Annotated in this window: 25 protein-coding genes and 1 tRNA gene; 20 read left to right on the forward strand and 6 right to left on the reverse strand. The window is 55.4% G+C overall.

What is annotated here, in order from left to right; all coding sequences use genetic code 11:
* The first annotated feature begins 4 nt into the window (after positions 1 to 4).
* Genes nrdR through PYL13_RS06850 form a run of 3 tightly spaced genes read left to right on the forward strand, consistent with a single transcriptional unit; the run spans position 5 to position 2204 of the window.
* Positions 5 to 484 (forward strand): transcriptional regulator NrdR, encoded by a 480-nt coding sequence (nrdR, locus tag PYL13_RS06840; RefSeq protein ID WP_192487487.1) that lies wholly within the window; start codon positions 5 to 7, stop codon positions 482 to 484.
* Positions 485 to 486: 2 nt separating this feature from the next.
* Positions 487 to 1584, forward strand: a complete 1098-nt coding sequence (gene ribD / locus PYL13_RS06845) for a bifunctional diaminohydroxyphosphoribosylaminopyrimidine deaminase/5-amino-6-(5-phosphoribosylamino)uracil reductase RibD (RefSeq protein ID WP_275640824.1) — start codon at positions 487 to 489, stop codon at positions 1582 to 1584.
* Complete coding sequence (locus tag PYL13_RS06850; RefSeq protein ID WP_250982908.1) at positions 1584 to 2204, forward strand: riboflavin synthase; 621 nt, start codon at positions 1584 to 1586, stop codon at positions 2202 to 2204. The genes ribD and PYL13_RS06850 overlap by 1 nt, the downstream gene beginning before the upstream one ends.
* On the opposite strand, the gene PYL13_RS06855 is transcribed toward PYL13_RS06850, so the two are convergent.
* Positions 2167 to 2700 carry a GNAT family N-acetyltransferase gene (locus PYL13_RS06855; protein WP_275640825.1) on the reverse strand — a complete coding sequence of 178 codons (534 nt, stop codon included), beginning with the start codon at positions 2698 to 2700 and terminating at the stop codon, positions 2167 to 2169. The two genes, PYL13_RS06850 and PYL13_RS06855, sit on opposite strands and share 38 nt — an antisense overlap.
* A 159-nt stretch (positions 2701 to 2859) precedes the next feature.
* On the opposite strand from PYL13_RS06855, the gene PYL13_RS06860 reads away from it, so the two are divergent.
* The 5 genes from PYL13_RS06860 to PYL13_RS06880 all read left to right on the forward strand — a co-directional run bounded on the left by PYL13_RS06860 (position 2860) and on the right by PYL13_RS06880 (position 8511).
* Positions 2860 to 3492: a LysE family translocator gene (locus tag PYL13_RS06860; protein ID WP_275640826.1), complete on the forward strand. Its 633-nt coding sequence runs from the start codon at positions 2860 to 2862 to the stop codon at positions 3490 to 3492.
* A gap of 153 nt (positions 3493 to 3645) precedes the next feature.
* Positions 3646 to 4092: a 6,7-dimethyl-8-ribityllumazine synthase gene (gene ribH / locus PYL13_RS06865; protein WP_192487490.1), complete on the forward strand. Its 447-nt coding sequence runs from the start codon at positions 3646 to 3648 to the stop codon at positions 4090 to 4092.
* Positions 4093 to 4095: 3 nt separating this feature from the next.
* On the forward strand, positions 4096 to 4596 hold the full coding sequence (gene nusB, locus PYL13_RS06870) for a transcription antitermination factor NusB (RefSeq protein WP_192487491.1): 501 nt from the start codon (positions 4096 to 4098) through the stop codon (positions 4594 to 4596).
* 23 nt (positions 4597 to 4619) lie between these two features.
* Positions 4620 to 5852 (forward strand): MFS transporter, encoded by a 1233-nt coding sequence (locus PYL13_RS06875; protein ID WP_275640827.1) that lies wholly within the window; start codon positions 4620 to 4622, stop codon positions 5850 to 5852.
* Between the two features lie 520 nt (positions 5853 to 6372).
* Complete coding sequence (locus PYL13_RS06880) at positions 6373 to 8511, forward strand: sodium-translocating pyrophosphatase (RefSeq protein WP_275640828.1); 2139 nt, start codon at positions 6373 to 6375, stop codon at positions 8509 to 8511.
* Between the two features lie 72 nt (positions 8512 to 8583).
* Here PYL13_RS06880 and PYL13_RS06885 read toward each other — a convergent pair whose 3' ends face one another.
* Entirely contained in the window at positions 8584 to 9120 is a 537-nt protein-coding gene (locus PYL13_RS06885; RefSeq protein WP_192487494.1) for an outer membrane protein assembly factor BamE, read from the reverse strand.
* Between the two features lie 212 nt (positions 9121 to 9332).
* Between PYL13_RS06885 and PYL13_RS06890 the strand changes: the two genes are divergently transcribed.
* The 8 genes from PYL13_RS06890 to PYL13_RS06925 all read left to right on the forward strand — a co-directional run bounded on the left by PYL13_RS06890 (position 9333) and on the right by PYL13_RS06925 (position 14921).
* Positions 9333 to 9929: a ubiquinol-cytochrome C chaperone family protein gene (locus PYL13_RS06890; protein WP_275640829.1), complete on the forward strand. Its 597-nt coding sequence runs from the start codon at positions 9333 to 9335 to the stop codon at positions 9927 to 9929.
* 8 nt (positions 9930 to 9937) lie between these two features.
* On the forward strand, positions 9938 to 10501 hold the full coding sequence (locus tag PYL13_RS06895) for a YceD family protein (RefSeq protein WP_275640830.1): 564 nt from the start codon (positions 9938 to 9940) through the stop codon (positions 10499 to 10501).
* 99 nt (positions 10502 to 10600) lie between these two features.
* Positions 10601 to 11662 (forward strand): phosphate acyltransferase PlsX, encoded by a 1062-nt coding sequence (gene plsX / locus PYL13_RS06900; RefSeq protein ID WP_192487497.1) that lies wholly within the window; start codon positions 10601 to 10603, stop codon positions 11660 to 11662.
* Positions 11663 to 11666: 4 nt separating this feature from the next.
* A complete protein-coding gene (locus PYL13_RS06905; RefSeq protein ID WP_192487498.1) occupies positions 11667 to 12638 on the forward strand; it encodes a beta-ketoacyl-ACP synthase III in 972 nt (323 codons plus the stop codon).
* Between the two features lie 163 nt (positions 12639 to 12801).
* Complete coding sequence (locus tag PYL13_RS06910) at positions 12802 to 13140, forward strand: integration host factor subunit alpha (protein WP_192487499.1); 339 nt, start codon at positions 12802 to 12804, stop codon at positions 13138 to 13140.
* Positions 13141 to 13391: 251 nt separating this feature from the next.
* Positions 13392 to 13934, forward strand: a complete 543-nt coding sequence (locus tag PYL13_RS06915; protein ID WP_250982900.1) for a MerR family transcriptional regulator — start codon at positions 13392 to 13394, stop codon at positions 13932 to 13934.
* Between the two features lie 133 nt (positions 13935 to 14067).
* The gene (locus PYL13_RS06920) at positions 14068 to 14787 is read left to right on the forward strand and encodes a thermonuclease family protein (protein WP_275640831.1); all 720 of its coding nucleotides are present in this window, start codon (positions 14068 to 14070) and stop codon (positions 14785 to 14787) included.
* 49 nt (positions 14788 to 14836) lie between these two features.
* Positions 14837 to 14921 (forward strand) — tRNA-Leu (locus tag PYL13_RS06925).
* A gap of 55 nt (positions 14922 to 14976) precedes the next feature.
* Here the strand turns inward: PYL13_RS06925 and PYL13_RS06930 are convergent.
* The 3 genes from PYL13_RS06930 to PYL13_RS06940 all read right to left on the reverse strand — a co-directional run bounded on the left by PYL13_RS06930 (position 14977) and on the right by PYL13_RS06940 (position 17024).
* On the reverse strand, positions 14977 to 15156 hold the full coding sequence (locus PYL13_RS06930) for a hypothetical protein (protein ID WP_275640832.1): 180 nt from the start codon (positions 15154 to 15156) through the stop codon (positions 14977 to 14979).
* Positions 15157 to 15203: 47 nt separating this feature from the next.
* A complete protein-coding gene (locus tag PYL13_RS06935) occupies positions 15204 to 15464 on the reverse strand; it encodes a hypothetical protein (protein ID WP_275640833.1) in 261 nt (86 codons plus the stop codon).
* Between the two features lie 102 nt (positions 15465 to 15566).
* The gene (locus PYL13_RS06940) at positions 15567 to 17024 is read right to left on the reverse strand and encodes a TrkH family potassium uptake protein (protein WP_250982897.1); all 1458 of its coding nucleotides are present in this window, start codon (positions 17022 to 17024) and stop codon (positions 15567 to 15569) included.
* Between the two features lie 75 nt (positions 17025 to 17099).
* On the opposite strand from PYL13_RS06940, the gene ilvA reads away from it, so the two are divergent.
* The 3 genes from ilvA to PYL13_RS06955 all read left to right on the forward strand — a co-directional run bounded on the left by ilvA (position 17100) and on the right by PYL13_RS06955 (position 20144).
* Positions 17100 to 18380, forward strand: a complete 1281-nt coding sequence (gene ilvA, locus PYL13_RS06945; protein ID WP_405049380.1) for a threonine ammonia-lyase — start codon at positions 17100 to 17102, stop codon at positions 18378 to 18380.
* Between the two features lie 64 nt (positions 18381 to 18444).
* Positions 18445 to 18753, forward strand: coding sequence for an HlyU family transcriptional regulator (locus tag PYL13_RS06950; protein ID WP_250982896.1), 309 nt, complete (start codon positions 18445 to 18447; stop codon positions 18751 to 18753).
* Positions 18754 to 18878: 125 nt separating this feature from the next.
* The gene (locus PYL13_RS06955) at positions 18879 to 20144 is read left to right on the forward strand and encodes a GGDEF domain-containing protein (RefSeq protein WP_259145332.1); all 1266 of its coding nucleotides are present in this window, start codon (positions 18879 to 18881) and stop codon (positions 20142 to 20144) included.
* 69 nt (positions 20145 to 20213) lie between these two features.
* Here the strand turns inward: PYL13_RS06955 and PYL13_RS06960 are convergent, their stop codons facing one another.
* A complete protein-coding gene (locus tag PYL13_RS06960; RefSeq protein WP_275640834.1) occupies positions 20214 to 20828 on the reverse strand; it encodes an FMN-dependent NADH-azoreductase in 615 nt (204 codons plus the stop codon).
* Between the two features lie 137 nt (positions 20829 to 20965).
* Here PYL13_RS06960 and PYL13_RS06965 point away from each other — a divergent pair, with 137 nt between their 5' ends.
* Positions 20966 to 21934, forward strand: coding sequence for a LysR family transcriptional regulator (locus PYL13_RS06965; RefSeq protein WP_275640835.1), 969 nt, complete (start codon positions 20966 to 20968; stop codon positions 21932 to 21934).
* Positions 21935 to 22009 lie beyond the last annotated feature (75 nt).

Raw genomic sequence — 22009 nt, forward strand, 5'->3', positions numbered from 1 at the left:
GCTGATGCGTTGCCCTTTTTGCGGTTCGGAAGACACGCAGGTCAAGGACTCTCGACCCGCGGAGGATAATACCTCCATCCGCCGGCGGCGCATCTGCCCTGATTGCGGCGGTCGCTTTACCACCTATGAACGCGTGCAGTTGCGCGAGTTGATGGTGCTGAAAAAGAGCGGCCGCAAGCTGCCGTTCGACCGGGACAAGCTGGTGCGGTCTTTCGAGATCGCGCTGCGCAAGCGCCCGGTTGATCGTGACCGGATTGAGCGCGCCGTTTCCGGCATCGTTCGCAGGCTGGAAAGTTCTGGCGAGACGGAAATTCCGTCGGAAGAAATTGGCCTGCAGGTTCTCGAGGCTTTGAAAAGCCTCGATGACGTGGCTTTCGTGCGTTACGCATCGGTCTATCGTGATTTCTCCCATGCGGAGGACTTCGAGAACGTTATTGCCGAGATCAACGCCAAGATTGCCCGTGATACGGATGCGGGGGCCTGAGCGTGACCAGCCCTGCCGATGATGAAAAATTCATGGCGCGGGCAATTGAGGTTGCGCGCCGCCATCTCGGTCTAACCGATACAAATCCCTCCGTTGGCTGTGTTATCGTCAAGGACGGCAACATCATTGCCGAAGCGTCAACATCGGTGAGCGGTCGCCCGCATGCCGAGCGCAACGCGCTGGCGCTGGCCGGCGAAGCTGCCCTCGGCGCAACCGCCTATGTGACGCTGGAACCCTGTTCCCATTACGGAAAGACACCGCCTTGCGCCAATGCATTGGTTGAAGCTGGTGTGGCACGCGTGGTGGTGGCGGTAAATGATCCCGATGAACGTGTGTCGGGCCGTGGGTACCAGATCCTGCGTGATGCTGGCATTCAGGTGGAAACCGGATTGCTGCGCGATGAGGCGCAGCGCGGGCTTGCCGGATACCTCATCCGCAAAACGAAGAACCGCCCGCAGGTGATTCTGAAACTTGCCGTTTCCTCGGATGGCAAGATAGGCAGGGAAGGTGAGGGACAGATTGCCATCACCGGACCAGAGGCACGTCAGGCCGTGCAGACCCTGCGCGCTGAATGTGACGCCATCCTTGTCGGTATTGGCACCGTTCTGGCCGATGACCCTGAACTGACTGTGCGTATTCCAGGCATGGAAGACCGTTCTCCTATTCGCGTCGTGCTGGACCGCAATTTGCAAATCCCAACGTCGTCGAAGCTGGTTCGCACGGCACGTGACGTGCCCGTCATTGTGGTGACGAGCAACCAGACCGCACGGGCAGATGAAGCCTGGCATCTGATGCAGGGCGGGCTGTTGGCCGGTGTCGGCGTTGAACTTCTCAATGCTGTTGGCCTCGCCAGCCTTTTGCACTCGCTTGGTGAGCGCGGCATGTCCAACCTTCTGGTGGAAGGCGGTGCGGCTGTTGCCCGCTCATTCCTGGAAGCTGGACTGGTCGATCGTATCCTGCTGTTTGAAGGGCCTGACGCGATTGGTGCCGGTGGGGTTGAAACACCGCTTGCGCGCAACGATATGCCCAAGGAATTTACGTTCGTCGGTGAGACGGCCTTTGGGGCCGACCGCTGCTTTGAATATGAAAGGCCGCTTTGATGTTTACCGGAATTGTCACCGATGTTGGAACTGTTGCTGAACTCTCGGAACTGCCGGAAGGTGTGCGTCTGCGGGTCTCGACCAATTACGACCCCAAGACAATCGACATGGGTGCATCGATCTCCCACGGCGGCATCTGCCTGACCGTGACCAAACTGCCGGATGAAGGCAGCAATGAACGCTGGTATGAGGTGGAAGCCTGGGAGGAAGCCCTGCGCCTGACCACCATTGCAAGCTGGCAGAAGGGCGCGAAGGTCAATCTGGAGCGCGCCTTGAAGATAGGAGATGAGTTGGGTGGCCACATCGTGTCCGGCCATGTCGATGGCAAGGCTGAAATCCTGTCGGTTGAGTCGGAAGGCGAAGCGGTTCGCATTCGCCTGCGGGCACCGGAAAACCTTGCACGTTTTGTTGCGCCAAAGGGCTCCGTGGCGCTGGATGGAACCTCGCTCACCGTCAATGCCGTTGAAGGGACCGATTTCGACGTTCTGCTCATCCGTCACACGCTGGCCGTCACCACATGGGGTGAACGCAAGGCTGGTGACTTCGTGAATTTTGAAGTCGACACCATGGCCCGTTATGCCGCTAGGCTGGCTGAGTTCCCGGCCGCGACAGCACAATAACCTCTCCGTGGTATTCACTCCGGGCAAATTCCTGAAAGCCCAGCTTTGCCGCCAGTTTTAGGGAAGGCTGGTTTTCAGGGTTGATGATCGCCGTCATGGTCATGGCGGGAAAGCTCTGCTCTCCCCAGGCGACCAAAGCTTGCAGTGCTTCAAGCGCATAGCCCTTGCCATGTTGGTCGGGCGACAACAGCCAGCCTGTTTCCAGCGTGCCTTCGATGGAAGGTTTCATGTCACGCTTGGCTTCATGGAAACCGGCTTCACCAATGACCCTGCCACTCTGCTTTTCTTCAATGATCAGAAAACCGAAGCCGAAATGGTGCCAATGACCGGCAGCGCGTAGCAGCCGTGCCCATGTCTGTTCCGGGGTCGAGGGTGAGCCACCAATATAACGCACCACATCTTCATTTCCCCAAAGTGCAGCATAGGTCTCGAAATCCTCAAGCCGGTGCGCGCGCAAAGTCAGGCGTGGTGTTTCCAGTGTCGGGATAGGGATCATGGTGTCTGCGCCTGCAATTTTGGTTTCATGGGGCTTGCTCTTTAAAGCCGGGTCTATGAGCGCTGACAAAATAAAAACACTTGCCCCTTTTGCCAAACGGGTATTTTTGTTTCGGCTACAAAATGAATTCTGCTGCACCTACGGTCGAAAGGAAAAATCATGCCGTCTTATGAACTGCTGATCACCTTTTTCATAACGACTGTTGTGTTTGCCTATATTCCGGGGCCAGCCATGCTTTACGCGGCGGCTCAAACCATGGCGCGGGGACGTGCCTCTGGCTTGATGTCGGTTCTCGGTATTCATGTCGGTTGTTATGTGCACATCATCGCCGCCGCTGCCGGCATGTCCGTGCTGTTTCAAGCTGTTCCCTGGCTTTATATGGTCGTCAAACTTTGCGGCGCTGCCTATCTGATCTGGCTTGGTTTTTCGATGCTGCGCACCAAGGTTGCCGGTGGCGAGGTTAATCTGGCGATTGCGCCAAAATCTGCCAAGCGCGCCTTTTTCGACAGCATTATCGTGGATGTGCTGAACCCGAAGACGGCTCTGTTCTTCCTGGCATTCCTGCCACAGTTCGTGGATCCGGCGGCTGCCTTTCCTGTATGGCTACAGTTCCTGATCCTCGGCGTTCTGGTCAATGTCATTTTTTCGTCTGCCGATCTGGTCTGCGTGCTTCTGGCCGGTGCAATGTTGGGCAGGTTGCAGCGTTCTGGTTCCATGCAGCGGCTTGCTCGACGTGCCGCCGGCACGGTGTTGATGGGGCTTGGTGTGCATCTGGCCTTGCAAAGAAGCTGATTTGAATTTGCATTTTTGCAGATAAGATAGAGCACCGCTGAGACGGCTAGTTAGAGTTTCGCATACGAAAATGCTTGCTAAACCACGCAAGCCATGGTTTGACCGCGCAAAAAGCCGGAATGTTTTCGGCAAAACCTTTTCAGGAAATCTCCCATGTCCAACCCACACCTTCTGATCGTCGAAGCCCGTTTTTACGACGATATGGCCGATGCGCTTCTCGAAGGCGCGAAGTTCGCACTCGACGAAGCCGGTGCGACCTACGATATCATCACCGTTCCAGGCGCACTCGAAATCCCGGCGGCAATTGCCATGGCGCTGGATGGTGCAGACAATGACGGCACTGAATATGACGGTTTCGTTGCCCTTGGTATGGTGATCCGTGGTGAAACCTACCACTTCGATATCGTTTCCAACGAATCTTCGCGCGCGCTGATGGACCTCGCTGTCAGTGAATCGCTGCCAATCGGCAACGGCATCATGACCGTCGAGAACGAAGAGCAGGCCTGGGCACGCGTGCGTCGCTCGGACAAGGACAAGGGCGGTTTTGCTGCCCGTGCAGCCCTGACCATGATCGAACTTAAAAAGAAACTGGGTGGCTGAGGCATGTCGAATACTGAAAACAGCTCCGAGCCTCGTCAGCCATCCAGCAAGCCTGTGAACCAGCGTGGCGCTGCGCGCCTTGCTGCCGTTCAGGCACTGTACCAGATGGATGTCGGTGGCACAGGCGTGATGGAAGTTGTTGCCGAATATGAGGCACATCGTCTTGGTCAGGAAGTGGACGGCGACACCTACCTCAAGGCTGACCCATCGTGGTTCCGCTCCATCGTATCGGGCGTTGTGCGTGATCAGACCAAGATCGACCCGCTGGTTCGCTCTGCGCTACAGGAAGACTGGCCGCTGTCGCGCCTCGACGCCACTGTCCGTGCCATTTTGCGTGCAGGCACGTTCGAAGTGCTGGAGCGCAAGGATGTTCCAACGGCGGTTATCGTTACCGAATATGTCGAGATCGCCCGCGCGTTCTTCGAGCATGATGAGCCAAAGCTGGTGAATGCGGTATTAGACCGCATCGCCAAACAGGTACGCGGCGAGACAAAGCGTAGCTGATGATGTGAATTGGGGTGAAAGACATGAGTGGCGCAGTTGTTCCGGGGCTTGAAAGTCAACTCAGCCAGGCAAAGCGCAATGTCTTTCTCCTCACCATGGCGCAAGCCATTCTTGCGTCCGCACCGCCGATTGTCTTTTCGGTTGGTGCATTGGCAGGCTACCAGTTGTTGGGAGCCGACAAGTCTCTGGCAACGGCACCACTGACCGGCTTTAACGTCGGCGTCGCATTTGGTGCCATTGCCGTGGCCATGGCCTCGCGTTTCCTTGGTCGCAAAGCCAGCTTCATGCTTGGCGCCTTGCTCTGCTCGATCGGTGGCGGTATCGCCGCAATTGGGCTTTTCCGCATTGATTTCTGGCTGTTTGTCACTGGCTTCCTGCTAATTGGTCTGGCTGGCGGCTTTACCCAGAAAATCCGCTTTGCCGCGGCAGATGCATCGCCATCCTTCTACAAGCCGCGTGCCATTTCCTGGATTCTTGCCGGTGGCATCATCTCGGCAGTGCTTGGGCCGCAAATTGCCATCTTCACCAAGGACATGTTCTTCCCGGTGCTGTTTGCTGGGGCCTTCATCGCCATCATCCCGCTTGGGCTTGTGGCGGTGGCGTTCTTCGCATTCCTTGATCTGCCGGAAGTCAATACCAAGCAGGCGACGGATGAGCCGGCCCGCCCGCTGATGGAGATCGTGGCGACACCACGTTTTGCAACCGGCATGATCTGCGGCATCGGTTCCTACGCGCTGATGACCTTCATGATGACCGGTGCACCGCTGGCCATGGTGATTGGCTGCGGTTTCCCCTCGGAAATGGCGACGCTTGGCATCCAGTGGCATGTGCTGGCAATGTTTGCGCCGAGTTTCTTCACCGGCATTCTAATTGCCCGCTACGGCGCAGAAACAATCGTCGCTGCCGGTCTGGTCATCCTGATGGCCTGCGGTGTAGTTGCCCATATGGGCATCGAGCTGTGGAACTTCTGGGGTGCGCTCATTCTGCTTGGCGTCGGCTGGAATTTCGGATTTATCGGCGCGACAGCCATCGTCACCTCCAGTTACCGCCCGCATGAAGCGGACAAGGTGCAGGGTTTCCACGATATCATCCTGTTCAGCACCGTTGCACTGGCATCCTTTGCCTCCGGTCAGGTGTTTACCGCCTGGGGCTGGAATGTCATGAACCTGATGATTTGGCCGATTGCAGGCCTCTGCCTCATTATGGTTCTGTTTCTCATAGTTAAAAACCGTAAGACCGTAGCCGCCCAAGGCTAAACAGTAACCCTCACTGTTCGTCATTTTAGCAGAATCGACCTAACGTAAGGTATGGGGCTTGACGCGAAGCCATCCGGCAACGCAATCTTGACGCAGATGGCTTTTGCCCTTGGGAGGGGGCGAGGAAGCCAATGCGAAATCGCCAGTAAAGCGATTATACCCCGCTCATCGGTCGAGCGGGCAAGGGACTGTACTGCATGACTCCTTAAATCGTACCCGATTTAAGGCAAAGATTATGCAGCAATTTAAAATGTTAAAGCGTCCTTTGTGCGCTTTCTAAAACGCACGGCACTTTAAGACAGATCTTTTGTTCTTCTCAGAAGGGCCAGCAGGTCTGTTGCCATACATGAAACGCAATTCCTTTCGGAAAAGCCGTTCAGAACTTTTCCGGGAATCGCTCGAAGCCACGTTGAAACGGGTTATGCCCGCCAGGCGTGTTTTCTCTTGGTTTTGTCGCATGTCTTGTTCCCAAAAACCTTTGCCACTTTCGGGAGACATGCTCTAGGGGAGGTAAGTGTGAATGACTGTAATTCCCGTTGTAATAGCATGCGGACTGCTTTCTATCGTTTATGCCATCTGGGCCACCAGAAGCGTTCTCGCTGCCGATCAGGGCACGGAGCGCATGCGCGAAATTGCCGGTTACATTAGAGAGGGTGCCCAGGCCTATCTGGCACGGCAGTATCTGACGATCTTCATCGTCGGCCTTATCGTGGCGGTTCTCACATGGCTGCTTCTGTCCACCGCGGCGGCCCTTGGTTTTATCATTGGTGCCGTTCTGTCAGGCGTTGCAGGCTTCATCGGCATGCATGTCTCGGTCCGCGCCAATGTGCGTACCGCACAGGCTGCCTCGCATAGCCTTTCTGCCGGTCTGGATATTGCTTTCAAATCCGGTGCAATAACGGGAATGCTGGTTGCTGGCCTCGCACTGCTGGGTGTGTCGCTTTATTATTTCATTCTCACTGCTGGCCTTGGCCATGAAAGTGGCTCCCGCGAGGTCATCGATGCGCTGGTCGCGCTCGGTTTTGGCGCTTCGCTGATTTCGATCTTCGCACGTCTCGGCGGCGGCATCTTCACCAAGGGCGCGGACGTTGGCGGCGACCTCGTCGGCAAAGTGGAGGCGGGTATTCCGGAAGATGATCCACGCAATCCGGCAACCATTGCCGATAACGTCGGTGACAATGTCGGGGACTGCGCTGGCATGGCGGCCGACCTGTTTGAAACCTACGCGGTATCCGTCGTGGCAACCATGGTGCTCGCCGCGATTTTCTTTGCCGGAACACCCATCCTGTCTGACGTCATGGTCTATCCGCTAGCGATTTGTGCGGTATGTATCGTGACCTCGATTGCCGGTACCTTCTTCGTCAAACTTGGCTCAAACAACTCCATTATGGGCGCGCTCTATAAGGGCCTGATTGCAACGGGTGTCCTGTCAATCGCCGGCCTTGCCGTTGCCACCTCCATGACCATCGGCTGGGGTTCTATCGGCACCGTCGCAGGTATGGATATCACCGGTACTAACCTGTTCATCTGCGGGTTGATCGGTCTCGTCGTCACCGCGTTGATCGTGGTCATTACCGAATATTACACCGGCACCAACAAGCGCCCGGTTAACTCCATCGCTCAGGCCTCGGTAACCGGCCACGGCACCAACGTTATCCAGGGTCTGGCTGTTTCGCTCGAATCAACCGCGCTGCCCGCCATCGTCATCGTTGGCGGTATTATCGGTACTTACCAGTTCGCTGGTCTTTTCGGCACGGGCATTGCCGTAACTGCCATGCTTGGCTTGGCGGGTATGATCGTGGCGCTCGATGCATTTGGTCCCGTTACCGACAATGCCGGTGGCATTGCCGAAATGGCGGGCCTTGACCCAGAGGTCAGAAAAGCCACCGATGCGCTGGATGCCGTCGGCAACACAACAAAGGCCGTGACCAAGGGTTACGCGATCGGTTCTGCCGGTCTCGGCGCTCTGGTGTTGTTTGCCGCCTATTCGAACGATCTGGCCTATTTCGCAAGCAATGGCGACAAATATCCTTACTTCGCCGATGTCGGCGAGATTTCCTTCAGTCTCGCTAACCCCTATGTCGTGGCAGGCCTGCTGTTTGGTGGTCTCATTCCATATCTGTTCGGTGGTATCGCCATGACGGCGGTTGGCCGCGCAGCTGGCGCAATTGTGGAAGAGGTCCGTCGCCAGTTCCGCGAAAAGCCCGGTATCATGGCAGGCACCGAAAAGCCCGATTACGGCAGGGCGGTCGATCTGCTGACCAAGGCCGCCATTCGTGAGATGATCATTCCGTCGCTTCTGCCTGTGTTGGCACCGGTGGTGGTCTATTTCGGCGTGCTGCTGTTGTCCGGCTCCAAGGCATCAGCATTCGCGGCCCTGGGTGCCTCGCTGCTGGGCGTGATCATCAACGGTCTGTTCGTGGCCATTTCCATGACGTCAGGTGGCGGTGCATGGGACAATGCCAAGAAGAGCTTTGAAGATGGTTTCGTTGATAAGGATGGCCAACGCCATATGAAGGGTTCCGATGCGCACAAGGCATCTGTCACCGGCGATACGGTTGGCGATCCCTACAAGGATACAGCTGGCCCGGCGGTAAACCCGGCCATCAAGATCACCAACATCGTTGCGCTGTTGCTCTTGGCCGTTCTTGCAGCCTGATACGCTAAGTGCCGAAACCAAAAAGCCCGCGGACATCTCCGCGGGCTTTTTCTTTGGATGTTTCGAAAGCTCTTAGAAGCCGAGTGGATCGCTGCCGCCACCAAGCAGGTTGCGGGCTGCGTTCGCGCCGCTGGCGCCACCGGTAAGAAGCTGCTGCAAGAAGGTGAGGTCGCGGCCACCGGTCGGTGTCGTACGCGAGATCGTGTCGAAGACCTTGCCATCCTGCATGGTGTAGTTGGCTTTTTTGTCGACCACGCCATCCTTGCTGAAATAGATCGCCAGAATGTTCTGCTCAACCAGCTTCGGCTTCATGAAGGCGGCTTTGCGCTCGCGCTTCTGGGAAATGTAATAGAACACTTCGTTGTCGAAGGTCGCAGTTGTCGAAGGGGTGCCCATGGTCAGCAAGACCTGTTCACGGCTGGAACCAACCGGAATCAGCTGCAACGATTGCTCATCGACCACGTAACCGTTGTGGAAAATGTCCGTTGTGCTGGAGCAAGCCGAAAGCAGGCTGGACGCGATGACGATGGCAATAGCAGTTTTGCCGAGAAATTTGACCCTCTTGGTGGATTCCTGGTTGCTCAACGATGTTTCCCCGACTGCAATCATAAGGCACCTTCCGGCATAGCATGCTGCACAGCTTCTGTGCACACGATTATGTCTTTCCGGGGACAACCGCCCACGGATGTAGCGATATTTACATACTATTACGGGAACTCATTCCGGGAAACATATGCTGACATGTGTTTCACACCGAGACTGAACGTGACCGCAACGGCATTGCAATTCGCGACTGCTTCGGTAAACCAGCTTTCATAATCATGCAACAAGGGCAACGGGATCAAGGCGATTTACTTCGCTCATATCCGGGAAAATTCATGATCTTCCGACTGTTCAAAAAGAAAAACAGCAATCAGGCCATTGTCGACCGGCAATATGCGGCCTTGACCTCCGCCGCACGCCAGCCAGGTTTTTATCTGCATATGGGCGTGCCGGACACCGTCATGGGCCGTTTCGAGATGTTGTCGGCGGTCATGATCCTTTATTTCCGTCGCACCCGCACGTCGGACACCAGCGGGCAGGAAATCGCCCAGGAAATTGTCGATGCGTTTTTTCAGGATCTGGATCATTCTATCCGCGAACTGGGCATTGGCGATCAGGGCGTGCCAAAACGCATGAAGAAGCTTGCCGGCATGTTTTACGGACGGCTGGAATCCTATGCAGCGGCTCTCGATGGGGATGATGCGCAGGCACTTGCGGCTGCCCTCAAGCGCAATATATATCCGCAGGCAGATGCCGACACTCCTGACATGGAGATGCTTGCACAGTGGATGATCATGGCTTCGGCATCGCTTGTCGATCAGTCCGAAGAAATTGTGGCGACCGGCACTGTTACCCTGCCGTCTCCCGCCGAATAGAGGTTCTCATGAGCGACTACAGACCTGACAACGACGACGCGCCATTTTCCTACCCGGTCAAGGTTGGCCATATTTCTGCCAATCCGGTCAGGATTGCTCTGGAGGCGGACAAGGATGAGCTGAAGGCGCTTGCCAAGTCGTGGAACGTATTGTCTGTGGAAGCGCTGAAGGCCGAGTTGCAGGTTTCTCGCTGGAAGAAGGACGGAATAAAAATATTCGGTTCTGTTCAGGCGACCATCACACAGGCTTGCATTGTTACGCTGGAGCCGATCACCAGCCGCATCGATGAACAGGTCGAGCAGATCTTCGTTCCCGAAGGTTCCAAACTGGCCCGGATCATCACCAATGACCAAGGTGAAATGGTTCTGGACCCGGATGGACCAGACATTCCCGAGCAGTTTACCGGTGATACGGTGGATGCAGGCGAGGTCGTGGCCGAGTTTGTTGCGCTTGCAATCGATCCCTATCCCCGCAAGGAGGGTGCAGAGTTTGCTGGTTTCGGTGAGAAGGAAACGCAGGAAGAGCGCAAGCCTTCGCCATTTGCCGTGTTGAAAGACTGGAAAAAGGACTAGGCGAGCCGCCACGTGAAAGAAATTGGTTGTAACGGAAGGCGGAAACGGTATTTTCCCCGGCAATCCCGCCGCAGCGGCGGCCAGAAGGATCAGTGACGAGTGATCAGAATTTCAATTGACGTCATGGGTGGTGATTTCGGCCCTGATGTTGCCATTCCAGGTGCCGCAAAGGCACTGGAGCGGCACAATGACGTGACATTTATATTGTATGGCCAGAAGGAACGGTGTGAACCGATTTTGGCGCAATATCCCAAACTGCGCGAGCGGTCTGTTTTCCATCATTGCGAAGTTTCTGTCGCTATGGATGAGAAGCCAAGTCAGGCCTTGCGGCGCGGACGTTACGTCTCCAGCATGTGGCAGTCCATTGAAGCGGTGAAGGCAGGCGAGGCGGATGTTGTCGTTTCTGCCGGCAATACCGGTGCACTGATGGCCATGGCGAAATTCTGCCTGCGCACCATGGCGCGTATTGAACGGCCTGCGATTGCTGGCATCTGGCCAACCCTGAAAGGCGAAAGCATCGTACTGGACGTTGGTGCAACGATTGGTGCGGATTCGCAGCAGTTGCTCGATTTTGCCCTGATGGGCGGCGCCATGGCGCGCGCGCTGTTTGATATTGACCGTCCGACCGTTGGTCTTCTCAATGTTGGCGTTGAAGAGGTCAAAGGTCAGGACGAGGTACGCGAAGCAGGACGCCTTATTCGCGAGGCAGACCTCGGTACGATCGATTATCGTGGTTTCGTTGAAGGCAATGACATCGGAAAGGGTACCGTCGACGTGGTGGTGACCGAAGGTTTCACCGGCAATATTGCCCTGAAGACCGCTGAGGGAACTGCACGCCAGATTTCGACATTGTTGAAGGAAGCGATTTCGCGCAGCTTCATCGCCAAGATTGGCTATGTGCTGGCAAAGAGTGCTTTTGATGTGCTGCGTGAGAAGATGGACCCGCGCAAGGTCAATGGCGGCGTGTTTCTTGGCCTGAACGGCATTGTCATTAAAAGCCACGGGAGTACCGACGCTCTCGGTTTCGCGTCTGCTATCGATGTCGGTTATGACATGGTCCATAACGGACTGAACGCCAAGATAGAAAACGATCTCAAGATTTACCACGCGAGACGCTTGCCGCCACCTGGCCCCGAAGCGACCGTGGATGATGAGGAATAATAAAATGATCCGTTCAATCGTTCGCGGTTTCGGGGCGGCACTTCCAAAACGTGTCATGACCAACCAGGAAATCGAAGGCGTTGTCGAAACCACCGATGAGTGGATCGTACAGCGCACCGGTATCCGCCAGCGCTACATTGCAGGCGAGGGTGAAACCACCGCATCGCTGGGTGAAGCAGCTGCCCGTGCAGCACTTGCCAATGCCGGCATTGAGGCCGACCAGATCGACATGATCATCGTGGCGACCTCTACGCCCGACAACACGTTTCCGGCCACCGCCGTCAACATCCAGAACCGCCTGGGCATATCAGGCGGTTTTGCCTTTGACGTGCAGGCTGTCTGTTCCGGCTTCGTGTATGCGATGACCACGGCGGATGCCTATATCCGCGGCGGCATGGCAAAGCGCGTTCTGGTGATCGGCGCGGAAACCTTCTCGCGTATTCTCGACTGGAAAGACCGCACCACCTGCGTTTTGTTCGGTGATGGCGCCGGTGCCGTTGTGCTGGAAGCAGGCGAGGGCGAGGGTAAAACCTCCGATCGCGGCATTCTTGCATCGCAGCTTCGCTCCGACGGCACACACAAGGACAAGCTCTATGTGGATGGTGGCCCGTCTTCGACAGGTACAGTCGGCCATCTGCGCATGGAAGGCCGTGAAGTCTTCAAACACGCCGTTGGCATGATTACTGACGTTATCGAGGCTGCATTCGATGCCACCGGCACGACGGCTGACGATCTCGACTGGCTGGTCCCACACCAGGCCAACAAGCGCATTATCGACGGATCCGCCAAGAAGTTGGGTATTCCGCTGGAGAAGGTGGTCATCACCGTTGACCAGCACGGCAACACCTCTGCGGCGTCCATTCCGCTGGCACTTGCCGTTGCCGCCGGTGACGGACGTATCAAGAAGGGCGACCTCGTCATGCTCGAAGCCATGGGTGGCGGTTTCACCTGGGGCGCGGTATTGCTGCGCTGGTAAGATGCTTGCAAGGCGTTGTAATTTCTTCGCCTTGCAATTATACCCTTAGACGTCGTTTCGAAGAGATAAAACAGATTCAAAAACAACCGCTTGACCGGTCGTCTTTAGAGAAATAATCTCTGGCGGCTTCATTGAGACCATATAAATTTTTGTGCGGGGAAAAATGGCCGGGAAGACAGTTACGCGTGCAGATCTTGCAGAGTCGGTTTTTCGAAAGGTCGGGTTATCCCGTACGGAATCCGCAGAGCTGGTCGAAACGGTTATCGATGAAATTTGTAATGCGATCACCCGCGGGGAAGTCGTAAAACTTTCGTCCTTCGCCACGTTCCAGATCCGTGAAAAGAACGAACGTATCGGTCGCAATCCAAAGACCGGTGAAGAAGTTCCTATCTCTCCGCGTCGCGTCATGACCTTCAAGGCGTCCAACGTTTTGAAGCAGCGCATTCTCAAGGCACATGCCTCCAGAAAAGCAAAACAGAAGCCGCAAAATCCCGGTAACTGAAGATTTTTGTGACGACATAAATGGGAGCTTGGCTCCCATTGCGCATTCTTATTGTGAAAACGCATGAATTATGCGCTTCAAGCCATTGAAATAAGTACGACTCACATCATAATCCCACACATGTTTTCAACATGCTGCTCTATTGCTGATTCTGTTGTCGGCAATCTGTGAGCTTGGCTCAGGCACTCGCCATTCTGTTGAGCGTTGTGAGCCCTGTATATGCCGTTTGGGCGGTTTGGATGGAGTGAAGTTTGGACAAGAGCCCTGACGCCTTTAGAACCATTAGTGAGGTGGCTGACGACCTTGATCTGCCGCAGCACGTATTGCGTTTCTGGGAGACACGGTTTCCGCAAATCAAACCAATGAAACGCGGCGGTGGCCGCCGTTATTATCGGCCTGATGATGTGGACCTGCTCAAGGGCATCCGCCATCTGCTGTATGATCATGGCTACACCATCAAGGGTGTGCAGAAGCTTCTGAAAGCCAACGGCAACCGTTTTGTTGCTGCCATTGCTTCCGGCGATATGGCGACGATGGAAGCCATCATGGCTGCAAGCGGCGAGAAGGAAACTGCCGAACCGCGCGTTGCACATCCTGACGATGATGAAGTTGTCGGCCGTCCCAAGGCAAAGCCAAGTGGCCGTTTTTTTGGCTTTGGCGGTGGTTCGACCAACAGCGATACGCCGGAAATCTCGATCGGCAAGTCCAGCATCACCAAGGATGACCAGGCGCTGCTTCAGGAGGCGCTTTTTGACCTTCTGGAATGCAAGCGCTTGCTGGATCAGGTTCGCTGACACCAGTTTCCATTCTGTTCTCAACAGAAAAAAGCAGCTGAAATCAGCAACTCGGTTGGCATAATGCCATTTGCCAACCTTTTGGAAACCCCTTTTGCCGACAATGCGAATCGGACAAAAAGGGGTGTTTCGCGTGAGCAGCACAAAAAGCAGAACCCGCCGTAAGCCGGCAAAAAAGCAATCCGGACAGAGCCTGTGGCCTTTGCTCGGTGTCTGCGCGCTCGTCGTGGGCGGAATTCAGGTTTACGAACATCGTGACAATCTTCTGCCGTCGTCAACCCGCACGACAAAGGCCAGCCAGACCGGCGCTGCGCCGAAAAAGGACGTCTCTTCTTTCAAGACTGCGGCTATTCCGCCAAAGCCTGTGAGACCGGAAAGCCCGGTTACCAAGGTACAGAAGCAGGCTGCTAATGACGGACCTGTGCCGCCACGGGCCGTTCCGATGCCGGTTGCCCTCAACGCGACTGTGCCAGCGTCTCGGCCAGCCGAGGTCAAGTCTGAAGACAGCAAGGATATCCAGAAGGCTGCAAAGGCATCCTTCGCTTTTTGTGGCATGTCAGGTCTCAACAACTGTGTGGCCAGCGGCGATACCTTCTGGTTGAAGGGCACCAAGGTGCGAATCGCTGGTATCGTTGTGCCGCAGACTGACAATGCCCGCTGCCTGAATGAGCGCCAGCGGGGCTTTGCTGCCAAGGTTAGGCTGCGCGACATGCTGAATCACGGCGCATTCGATGTTGCCCCAGGGGCGGCAGATGGCAAGGTTATCAGCCGTTCCGGCGCCTCCTTCGGAGAGCAGCTGATCCGGGAAGGGCTGGCACTTCCGGCCAATGCAAAAAATCAGTCATGGTGCTGAAAAGCAGGAGTTGACCAGAATGCGTGTGGCTGTGTAGATGAAGCCGCAAGCAGACGTGGCGAAATCGGTATACGCAGCAGACTTAAAATCTGCCGACCTCGGTCTTGCGGGTTCAAGTCCCGCCGTCTGCACCAATGACCGCTTGATTTCGGTCATACTCTCCTACTTTCCTTTCGACACTCCATGACTTCAATCATCGTCCTGTGGCGTCGCGAAGTCAGGAAACTTGTAATAGTTGCACCCGTTCATGCCGTAATAGGCCACTTGCGAGTCAACGAGGTCTGACTGTTCAAGCTCCCACTCAAACGTGTCTTTAATATCCTCCGTTTCAAGTGTTTCTGCTGTTTGGGGAGAGTAAAAGAGAGCCATGATAGCAAGTTCTCTGAACGGCGATGGAGGGTACCCAAACCCGTATACTACGACTTCTTTTCTTTCAGTTCGCCTCTGATAACGCGCTCGACCTCGAGACTGGCTTTAATAATCTGCGCGGGAAAACCTTCCTGAAACAACAAGCCTGATGGGCTGATCGAAAAAGATTTCACCCGTGCTTCAATGACAGTTTTTGCATTGGCAAGACGTTCGTCTTGCGGAGGGCAGGGCCTAAGCGCAAAAGATGAACTTGCGTTCACTGCCAACAAAACAAGGCTTGTGACGCAGAGTGTGAGACGAGACGACATCAATAACAGCCTCTGGAAACGAATTGGTTGAGCTTATGCGTAAAAGCCAACTATTGCGCGAGGCTGAGTTTATCAAAGCCATTGTTGGGCGGATGCCGCCCGTCAGTTCTTCCAGAAAATCGGCATCATGATCACCAGCACTGTCAGGATTTCCAAACGGCCCATCAGCATCATGGCTGACAGCACGTAAAGGGCAGGGTCGGTGATGGTCGAGAAGTTGCCAACCGGTCCGATGATCGGGCCGATACCGGGGCCGACATTGGCGAGTGATGTGGCAACGGCAGAGGTTGCGGTTAGGAAGTCATAGCCCATGGCGCTGAGCGCCAGGCTGCCACCGATCCACAGAGCTATAAAGCAGCTGAGGAACAGGAACACGGTGCGAATGGTTTCAGGGTCAACCACCTGATCGCCATACCGCACCGAATAGACCGCATTGGGGTAGATCAGCTTTTTCAGGCCGGTTTTGGCAACGTTAAAGATGATGACGAATCGATAGGCCTTGATGCCACCAGCGGTCGAGCCTGAGCAGCCGCCCATGAAGGTGGCAAAGAAGGCAACTACCACCACAAACGGTCCCCACAGCGTGTAGTCGTCGCTGGCAAAGCCGCCGGTGGAGAGGATCGAGGTGACGTTGAAGAAGGAATGGCTGAGCGCCGAATCCAGCGGCACACCGTTGCGCAGGTGGTGATAAACGCCAACCGCGATGGAAATGACCGTGAGGTAACCGAGAAACACCGCAATCTGCGGATCGCGCACAATGTTCAGACGTCGTTTGACGGCCAGCAAAATCATGATCGAGAAGGGCAGGCTGCCGAGAACCAGAAAGATCGTTGCGATCCACAACAGGGCGATACTGTCGAAATAGGCAAAGGACGCATCATGTGTCGAGAAACCACCGGTTGCCACTGTCGACATGGCGTGGTTTAGCGCATCAAAATGGCTCATGCCGGCCATGTCATAGGCAATCGTGCAGGTCAGCGTCATCAGCATGTAGATGCCGACAAACGCCCGCGTAAAATGCGCGAGGCGCGCAAAGGGCCGATCATTGCCGGTATCGGATGATTCCATGCGAAAGAAGGTCATGCCACCAACCCGCAGCAGCGGCAGGATGAACAGCCCAAGCGCCACGATACCGATACCACCGAGCCAGCACAGCAGCGAACGCCACATCAAGATGCCCTGTGGTGCTGTGTCCAGACCGGAAATGACGGTGGAGCCAGTGGTGGTGATGGCAGAAACGGATTCAAATACCGCCTGAGCAAAGGTCAGGTCCAGTTCGGAGAGATAAAAAGGGATCGCACCGACCAGGGAGAAAACCAACCACAACACGTTAACCAGCAGAAAGCCGAAACGTTTGTTGAATTGTGGTGTCTGTCCACGGGTTGCCAGCGCGCAGGCGAGGAAGAAGCCGCCGCACATGAAGCCGGACAGGGCAAACACCGACCAGTCGTTATTTTTATAATAGAGATCCGCCATGGCCGGAATGAACATGGCAGTGGCCATGTAAAGCCCGAAAATGGACGCGACATACATCACCGAGCGCAGCAGATTTGTATTCAAAAAAGTCGCCTCGGTTGGTTGTTTTGCAAAGAGTCTTTGTCTCTGACGTTCGCATATGGCATAGCGGGTGCCATCGTGAATTTCAATGGAACGATAATCGTGGATAAGAAGCATGTCGAGGAAGCACGGCAGGCGGTAAGGGCACTATTTCCTGAAACGCCGCTGCAACTGAATGAATATCTTAGCAATCGCTACGGCGCCCGAATTTGGCTCAAGCGTGAAGACCTGACGCCTGTTCGCTCCTACAAGATTAGAGGCGCGTTCAACTTTCTGCGCAAGGCCATGCAGAATGATGACGCGGGGAACAACAAGATATTCGTTTGCGCTTCCGCGGGTAACCACGCGCAAGGCTTTGCTTTTGCCTGCCGCCATTTCGGCGTTCAGGGCGTGGTGTTCATGCCGGTTACCACACCGCAACAGAAAATCGACAAGACCCGCGCCTTTGGTGGCGAGTTCATCACCATTCGTCTGATCGGCGATATCTTTGACCAGTGCTATGCGGCCGCCCGTGAGCATGTCGAAGTGATCGGTGGCTGCATGGTGCCGCCATTCGACCATGAAGACATCATTGAAGGGCAGGCGACTGTTGCCGATGAAATCCTTCAGCAGCTGCCTGAGGGCACCGTGCCGGATCTGGTTGTACTTCCCGTTGGCGGCGGCGGCCTTGCTGCCGGCATCACCGGTTATTTCGCTGACCTGATCCCGCAGAGCGGCTTCCTGTTTACCGAGCCGGAAGGTGCGCCAAGCCTCAAGAAAAGCCTTGAGGCCGGCCAGCCGATTACGCTCAACAAGGTAGACAACTTTGTGGATGGTGCAGCCGTTGCCCGTATCGGCGACCTCAACTTCGAAGCATTGAAGCATTTCCCGTCCGAACAGGTTCACCTGATGCCGGAAAACGCCATCTGCGTCACCATTTCCGAAATGTTGAACGTTGAAGGTGTGGTTCTCGAGCCTGCCGGTGCGCTCTCCATTACGGCACTGGAAACGCTGGGTCGTGAAAAGCTGGAAGGCAAGACAGTGGTTGCTGTCGTGTCCGGTGGCAACTTCGACTTCGAGCGCCTGCCTGACGTCAAGGAACGCGCCATGCGCTATCGTGGTGTGAAGAAGTATTTCATTCTTCGCCTGCCACAGCGCCCGGGTGCCCTGCGTGACTTCCTGGATTTGCTGGGACCGGACGATGACGTTGCCCGTTTCGAATATCTCAAGAAGTCGGCGCGTAACTTTGGTTCGATCCTGATTGGTATCGAAACCAGTTCGCGGGAAAACTTTACCGGTCTGCTCGAGCGTTTTGAGCAGGCGGGCCTAGGCTATGAGGATATCACTGAAAACGATATACTCGCGAACCTGATTATCTGACGAAACATCTGTGCAGGCGACGAAGGCTCGCCGTCTGCACAATTGCTGCGAAAGTGAAAGACATATGGCTGGCTTCTTCTCGAAACTCTTTTCGGCGTTTGGTTCGGGCAATTCGGATGCTGCAGCACCTGCTGCATCTACTGCTGAACCGGAAATCTATGGCGACTTCGCCATCTATCCGACACCGTTGAAGGAAGGCGCACAGTTTCGCCTTGCAGGCCGTATCGAGAAAACCGTCAATGGTGAAGTTTTGAGCCACAAATTCGTGCGCGCCGATGTCTTCACATCGCTTGATGATGCCAACGAATTCACCATTCGCAAGGCCAAGGTAATTATCGACCAGAGCGGTGCCACCCTGTTTTCAAACAACTAGGCATCTCAAAGCGTAAATGCCCTCAAATTCCATCTTAATAATCCGTTTGCCATCCTGCGTTAGGCTGCGCGGGCGCGATGTTTGCGTAACACGAACTGGCTGAACAGTTCTCAGGATGGCTGGCGATGGAATTCATTAATCTGGCGCTTTTCCTCGTCGAGGCCGTCTTTTATTTCTCCGTCATGACCTGCTTCCTGCATTTTCGCAACAAGCTGGGGCTTGGGGTGTTTTTGACAGCGCTTGGTGTCATGCACTTCATGGAAACCTATCTGGCAGCGGTGTTTTACATCCAGCTGCCGTTTGGCGTGGCATCTCCAGGGTCTTCCATCCTGTTTGCCGGCAAGCTGATGATGATCCTCATGCTGTACATGAAGGAAGATGCCGCCATTGTTCGTCAGCCGATCTATGGCCTGTTTCTCGGTAACCTGCTGACCGTTGCCATCGCCCAGCTCGTAAAATTCCATCATGTTTCCACCCTGACACCGGGTCAGCCGATCAACACCGGTTTTCTCGATGAAATGGGCATCCTGATGGTGTGGGGAACAGCATTCCTCTACCTCGATTCCATTGGCATCATTCTGCTGTACGAAAAGCTTGGGACCTTTCTGCGCCGTCGCATTGTGTTGCGCTTTGCTATCTGTGGTGCCGTTATACTGACGTTCGATCAGGCCGGTTTTTACGCCGGTTTATACTATCTCTATGATGCTCCGGCGCAGGTGTTCTTTGACGGATGGCAGGCCAAGCTGCTGGCAGTCTGCCTCTATACGATGATGTTTGCGGTCTATCAGAATGTCACGACCACAAGGGCCTTTGCCAGCAACAACCGCAATGTCGGCGACGTGTTCAACGACCTGACCTTTCGCGAACGGTATGAAGATCTGCTGTCGCGGTCCGGTGTGGATGTGCTGACAGGTGTGCCCGACCGGGCCCGCATGGAAGCGGAAATTCCAAAGGCGTTGGATGCCAGCCTGCGCGACGATACCCCTGCCAGCCTGCTGATTATTGATATCGACCGGTTCAAATCGATCAATGACAGCTTTGGTCACCTGAAAGGCGACGAGGTGTTGAAGGCCGTCGCCGCCGTTCTGTCACGCAAGACGGAGGCATTCGGCCGGCTGTACCGGTTTGGCGGGGAGGAGTTCGTTATCTTCCTGCCATCGACCAATCACGACAAGGCCATGGCCTTTGCCCGTTCCGTCCAAAGCAGTTTTTATGAAGGGGTCAGGCGCCCCGATGGCACCTTGCTGACACTCAGTATTGGTGTTGCAACCTCGCAGGAAGATGGCTTGAGTTTCAACACGCTGCTCGCCCAGGCTGACGTACGTCTCTATGAGGCAAAAAATAACGGCCGCGATCAGGTTCGCGGCCGTTATGAAGTCTTGCAGGACTGAATATCTTTCAAAAGAAAGATTTGGAGCGCTCCGCTGAACCAATCAGGCAAGCAAGCGCTCACAAAATTATCAGGCAGCCTTTGCCAGTTCTTCAACCTTTGCGTGAGCAGAGGAGAGTGCCTTTTCAACGGCTTCAGGGCCGAAAGCCAAGCCTTCAACGTAAACAACTTCAACGTCGGTCATGCCCATGAAACCAAGAACGGTCTTCAGGTAGGGAACAGCGTGGTTCATGGAAACGGCTGGGCCTTCGGAGTAAACGCCAGCAGCAGCGAGAACGACATAAACCTTCTTGCCGGTTGCCAGGCCAACAGGGCCGCTTTCTGTGTAACGGAAGGTCTGGCCAGCACGTGCAACGTTGTCGATCCAGGACTTCAGGCCGGAATAGATGTTGAAGTTGATGAGGCCGGTGCCGATAACGACGGTGTCAGCAGCCATCAGCTCTGCAACCAGCTTGTCGGAGAAATCGGCAGCAACAGCCTCTTCCTGCGAACGGGCTTCAGCAGGCTTACGGATAGCGTTGGTGGTCACGGTATCAAGGTGCGGGATTGGCTCGGCAGCCAGGTCGCGGCGCACGATGTTGTTGCCGGACTGTGCCTTCAGCTTTTCAGCCAGGTCTGTCGCAACCTTGTTGGAAACGGAATCTTCGCCACGTGGGCTCGATGTGATCAGCAGAATATTAGACATGTCATTTCCTTCGAATAAGCCTTGGGAGGTCAGAGCGGGCAGGGAGAACCGTTCTGTTTGAGCCATATATTGTTGAATGGAGCCATCGAAAAAACTGTGATAATATAGATTTGAATTATCGATGAAATGGATAAGACATGGACGCCAATCCAACACTCGACCAATTGCAGGTGTTTTTGACGGTGGCAGAAACCGGAAGCTTTTCAGCAGCTTCGCGTGCCCTGAACCGCGCCCAGTCGGTTATCAGCTACACCATTGCCAATCTTGAAGCGCAACTGGAGGTCAACCTGTTCGAACGCAATGGCGTTCGCCAGCCAAAACTGACCGATGCGGGCAAGGCGATGATCGAGGACGCCCGGCGTATCGTCTCCGATCTTCAGGTCATGCGGGCCCGCGCCAAAGGCTTGCGTCAGGGCTTGGAGGCCGAAGTTTCGGTTGCCATCAGCACCATGGTACCGAATCGTGCTGTTGTCGAAGTCTTGCGTGAGTTTCGGGATGAATACCCCTCCGTTTCGCTGCGCCTCAATGTCGGCGAACTGGGAATGGTCACCGACATGGTGGCCAACGGGCAGGCGACGATCGGCCTTGGCGGCGCGGCCATCAAGCCGCAGGACGATATCTTCTCGGAAAAGGTCGGACATTCTTTCATGCTGCCAGTGGCAGCGCCGAACCACCCGCTTGTGTTGTTGGGCCGTCCACTGACCTTGGCGGATGTGCGCGACGAGGTGCAGTTGGTTGTCACTGATGCGTCGGGCCTGACGGGCAGCCGCCAGTTCAATGTGCTGTCCTACAAAATATGGCGTGTCAGCGACATTGCCACCAAACACAACCTCATTCTTGGTGGCCTGGGCTGGGGCGGCTTGCCGGCCTCCGTTTTGCAGGATGATCTGGCCGCCGGTCGTTTGGTCCACCTGCAGCTTGAGGCCTATGAGCAGGGCGAGTACCCGCTTTATGCCATGCGCAAGGTCTCGACCCCTCTTGGGCCTGCCTCAAGTTGGATGGTGGAAGCGTTCCGCCAGCGGCTTGGCATGTGCCTCAACCATCAGGATTTCACCAAGATGATCAGCCGCACAAAACCGGCAGTCAGGGTGGTGGCTGCCGAATAGGCGCTGCCCCCAAGGAAAGGCGTTTCCTCAGGAAACCGCGCAAATAAAAAGGCAGAGCAACATCAATTGCTCTGC

This window comes from Agrobacterium sp. Azo12, from assembly GCF_029193765.2.
In the GTDB taxonomy this organism is placed as follows: domain Bacteria; phylum Pseudomonadota; class Alphaproteobacteria; order Rhizobiales; family Rhizobiaceae; genus Agrobacterium.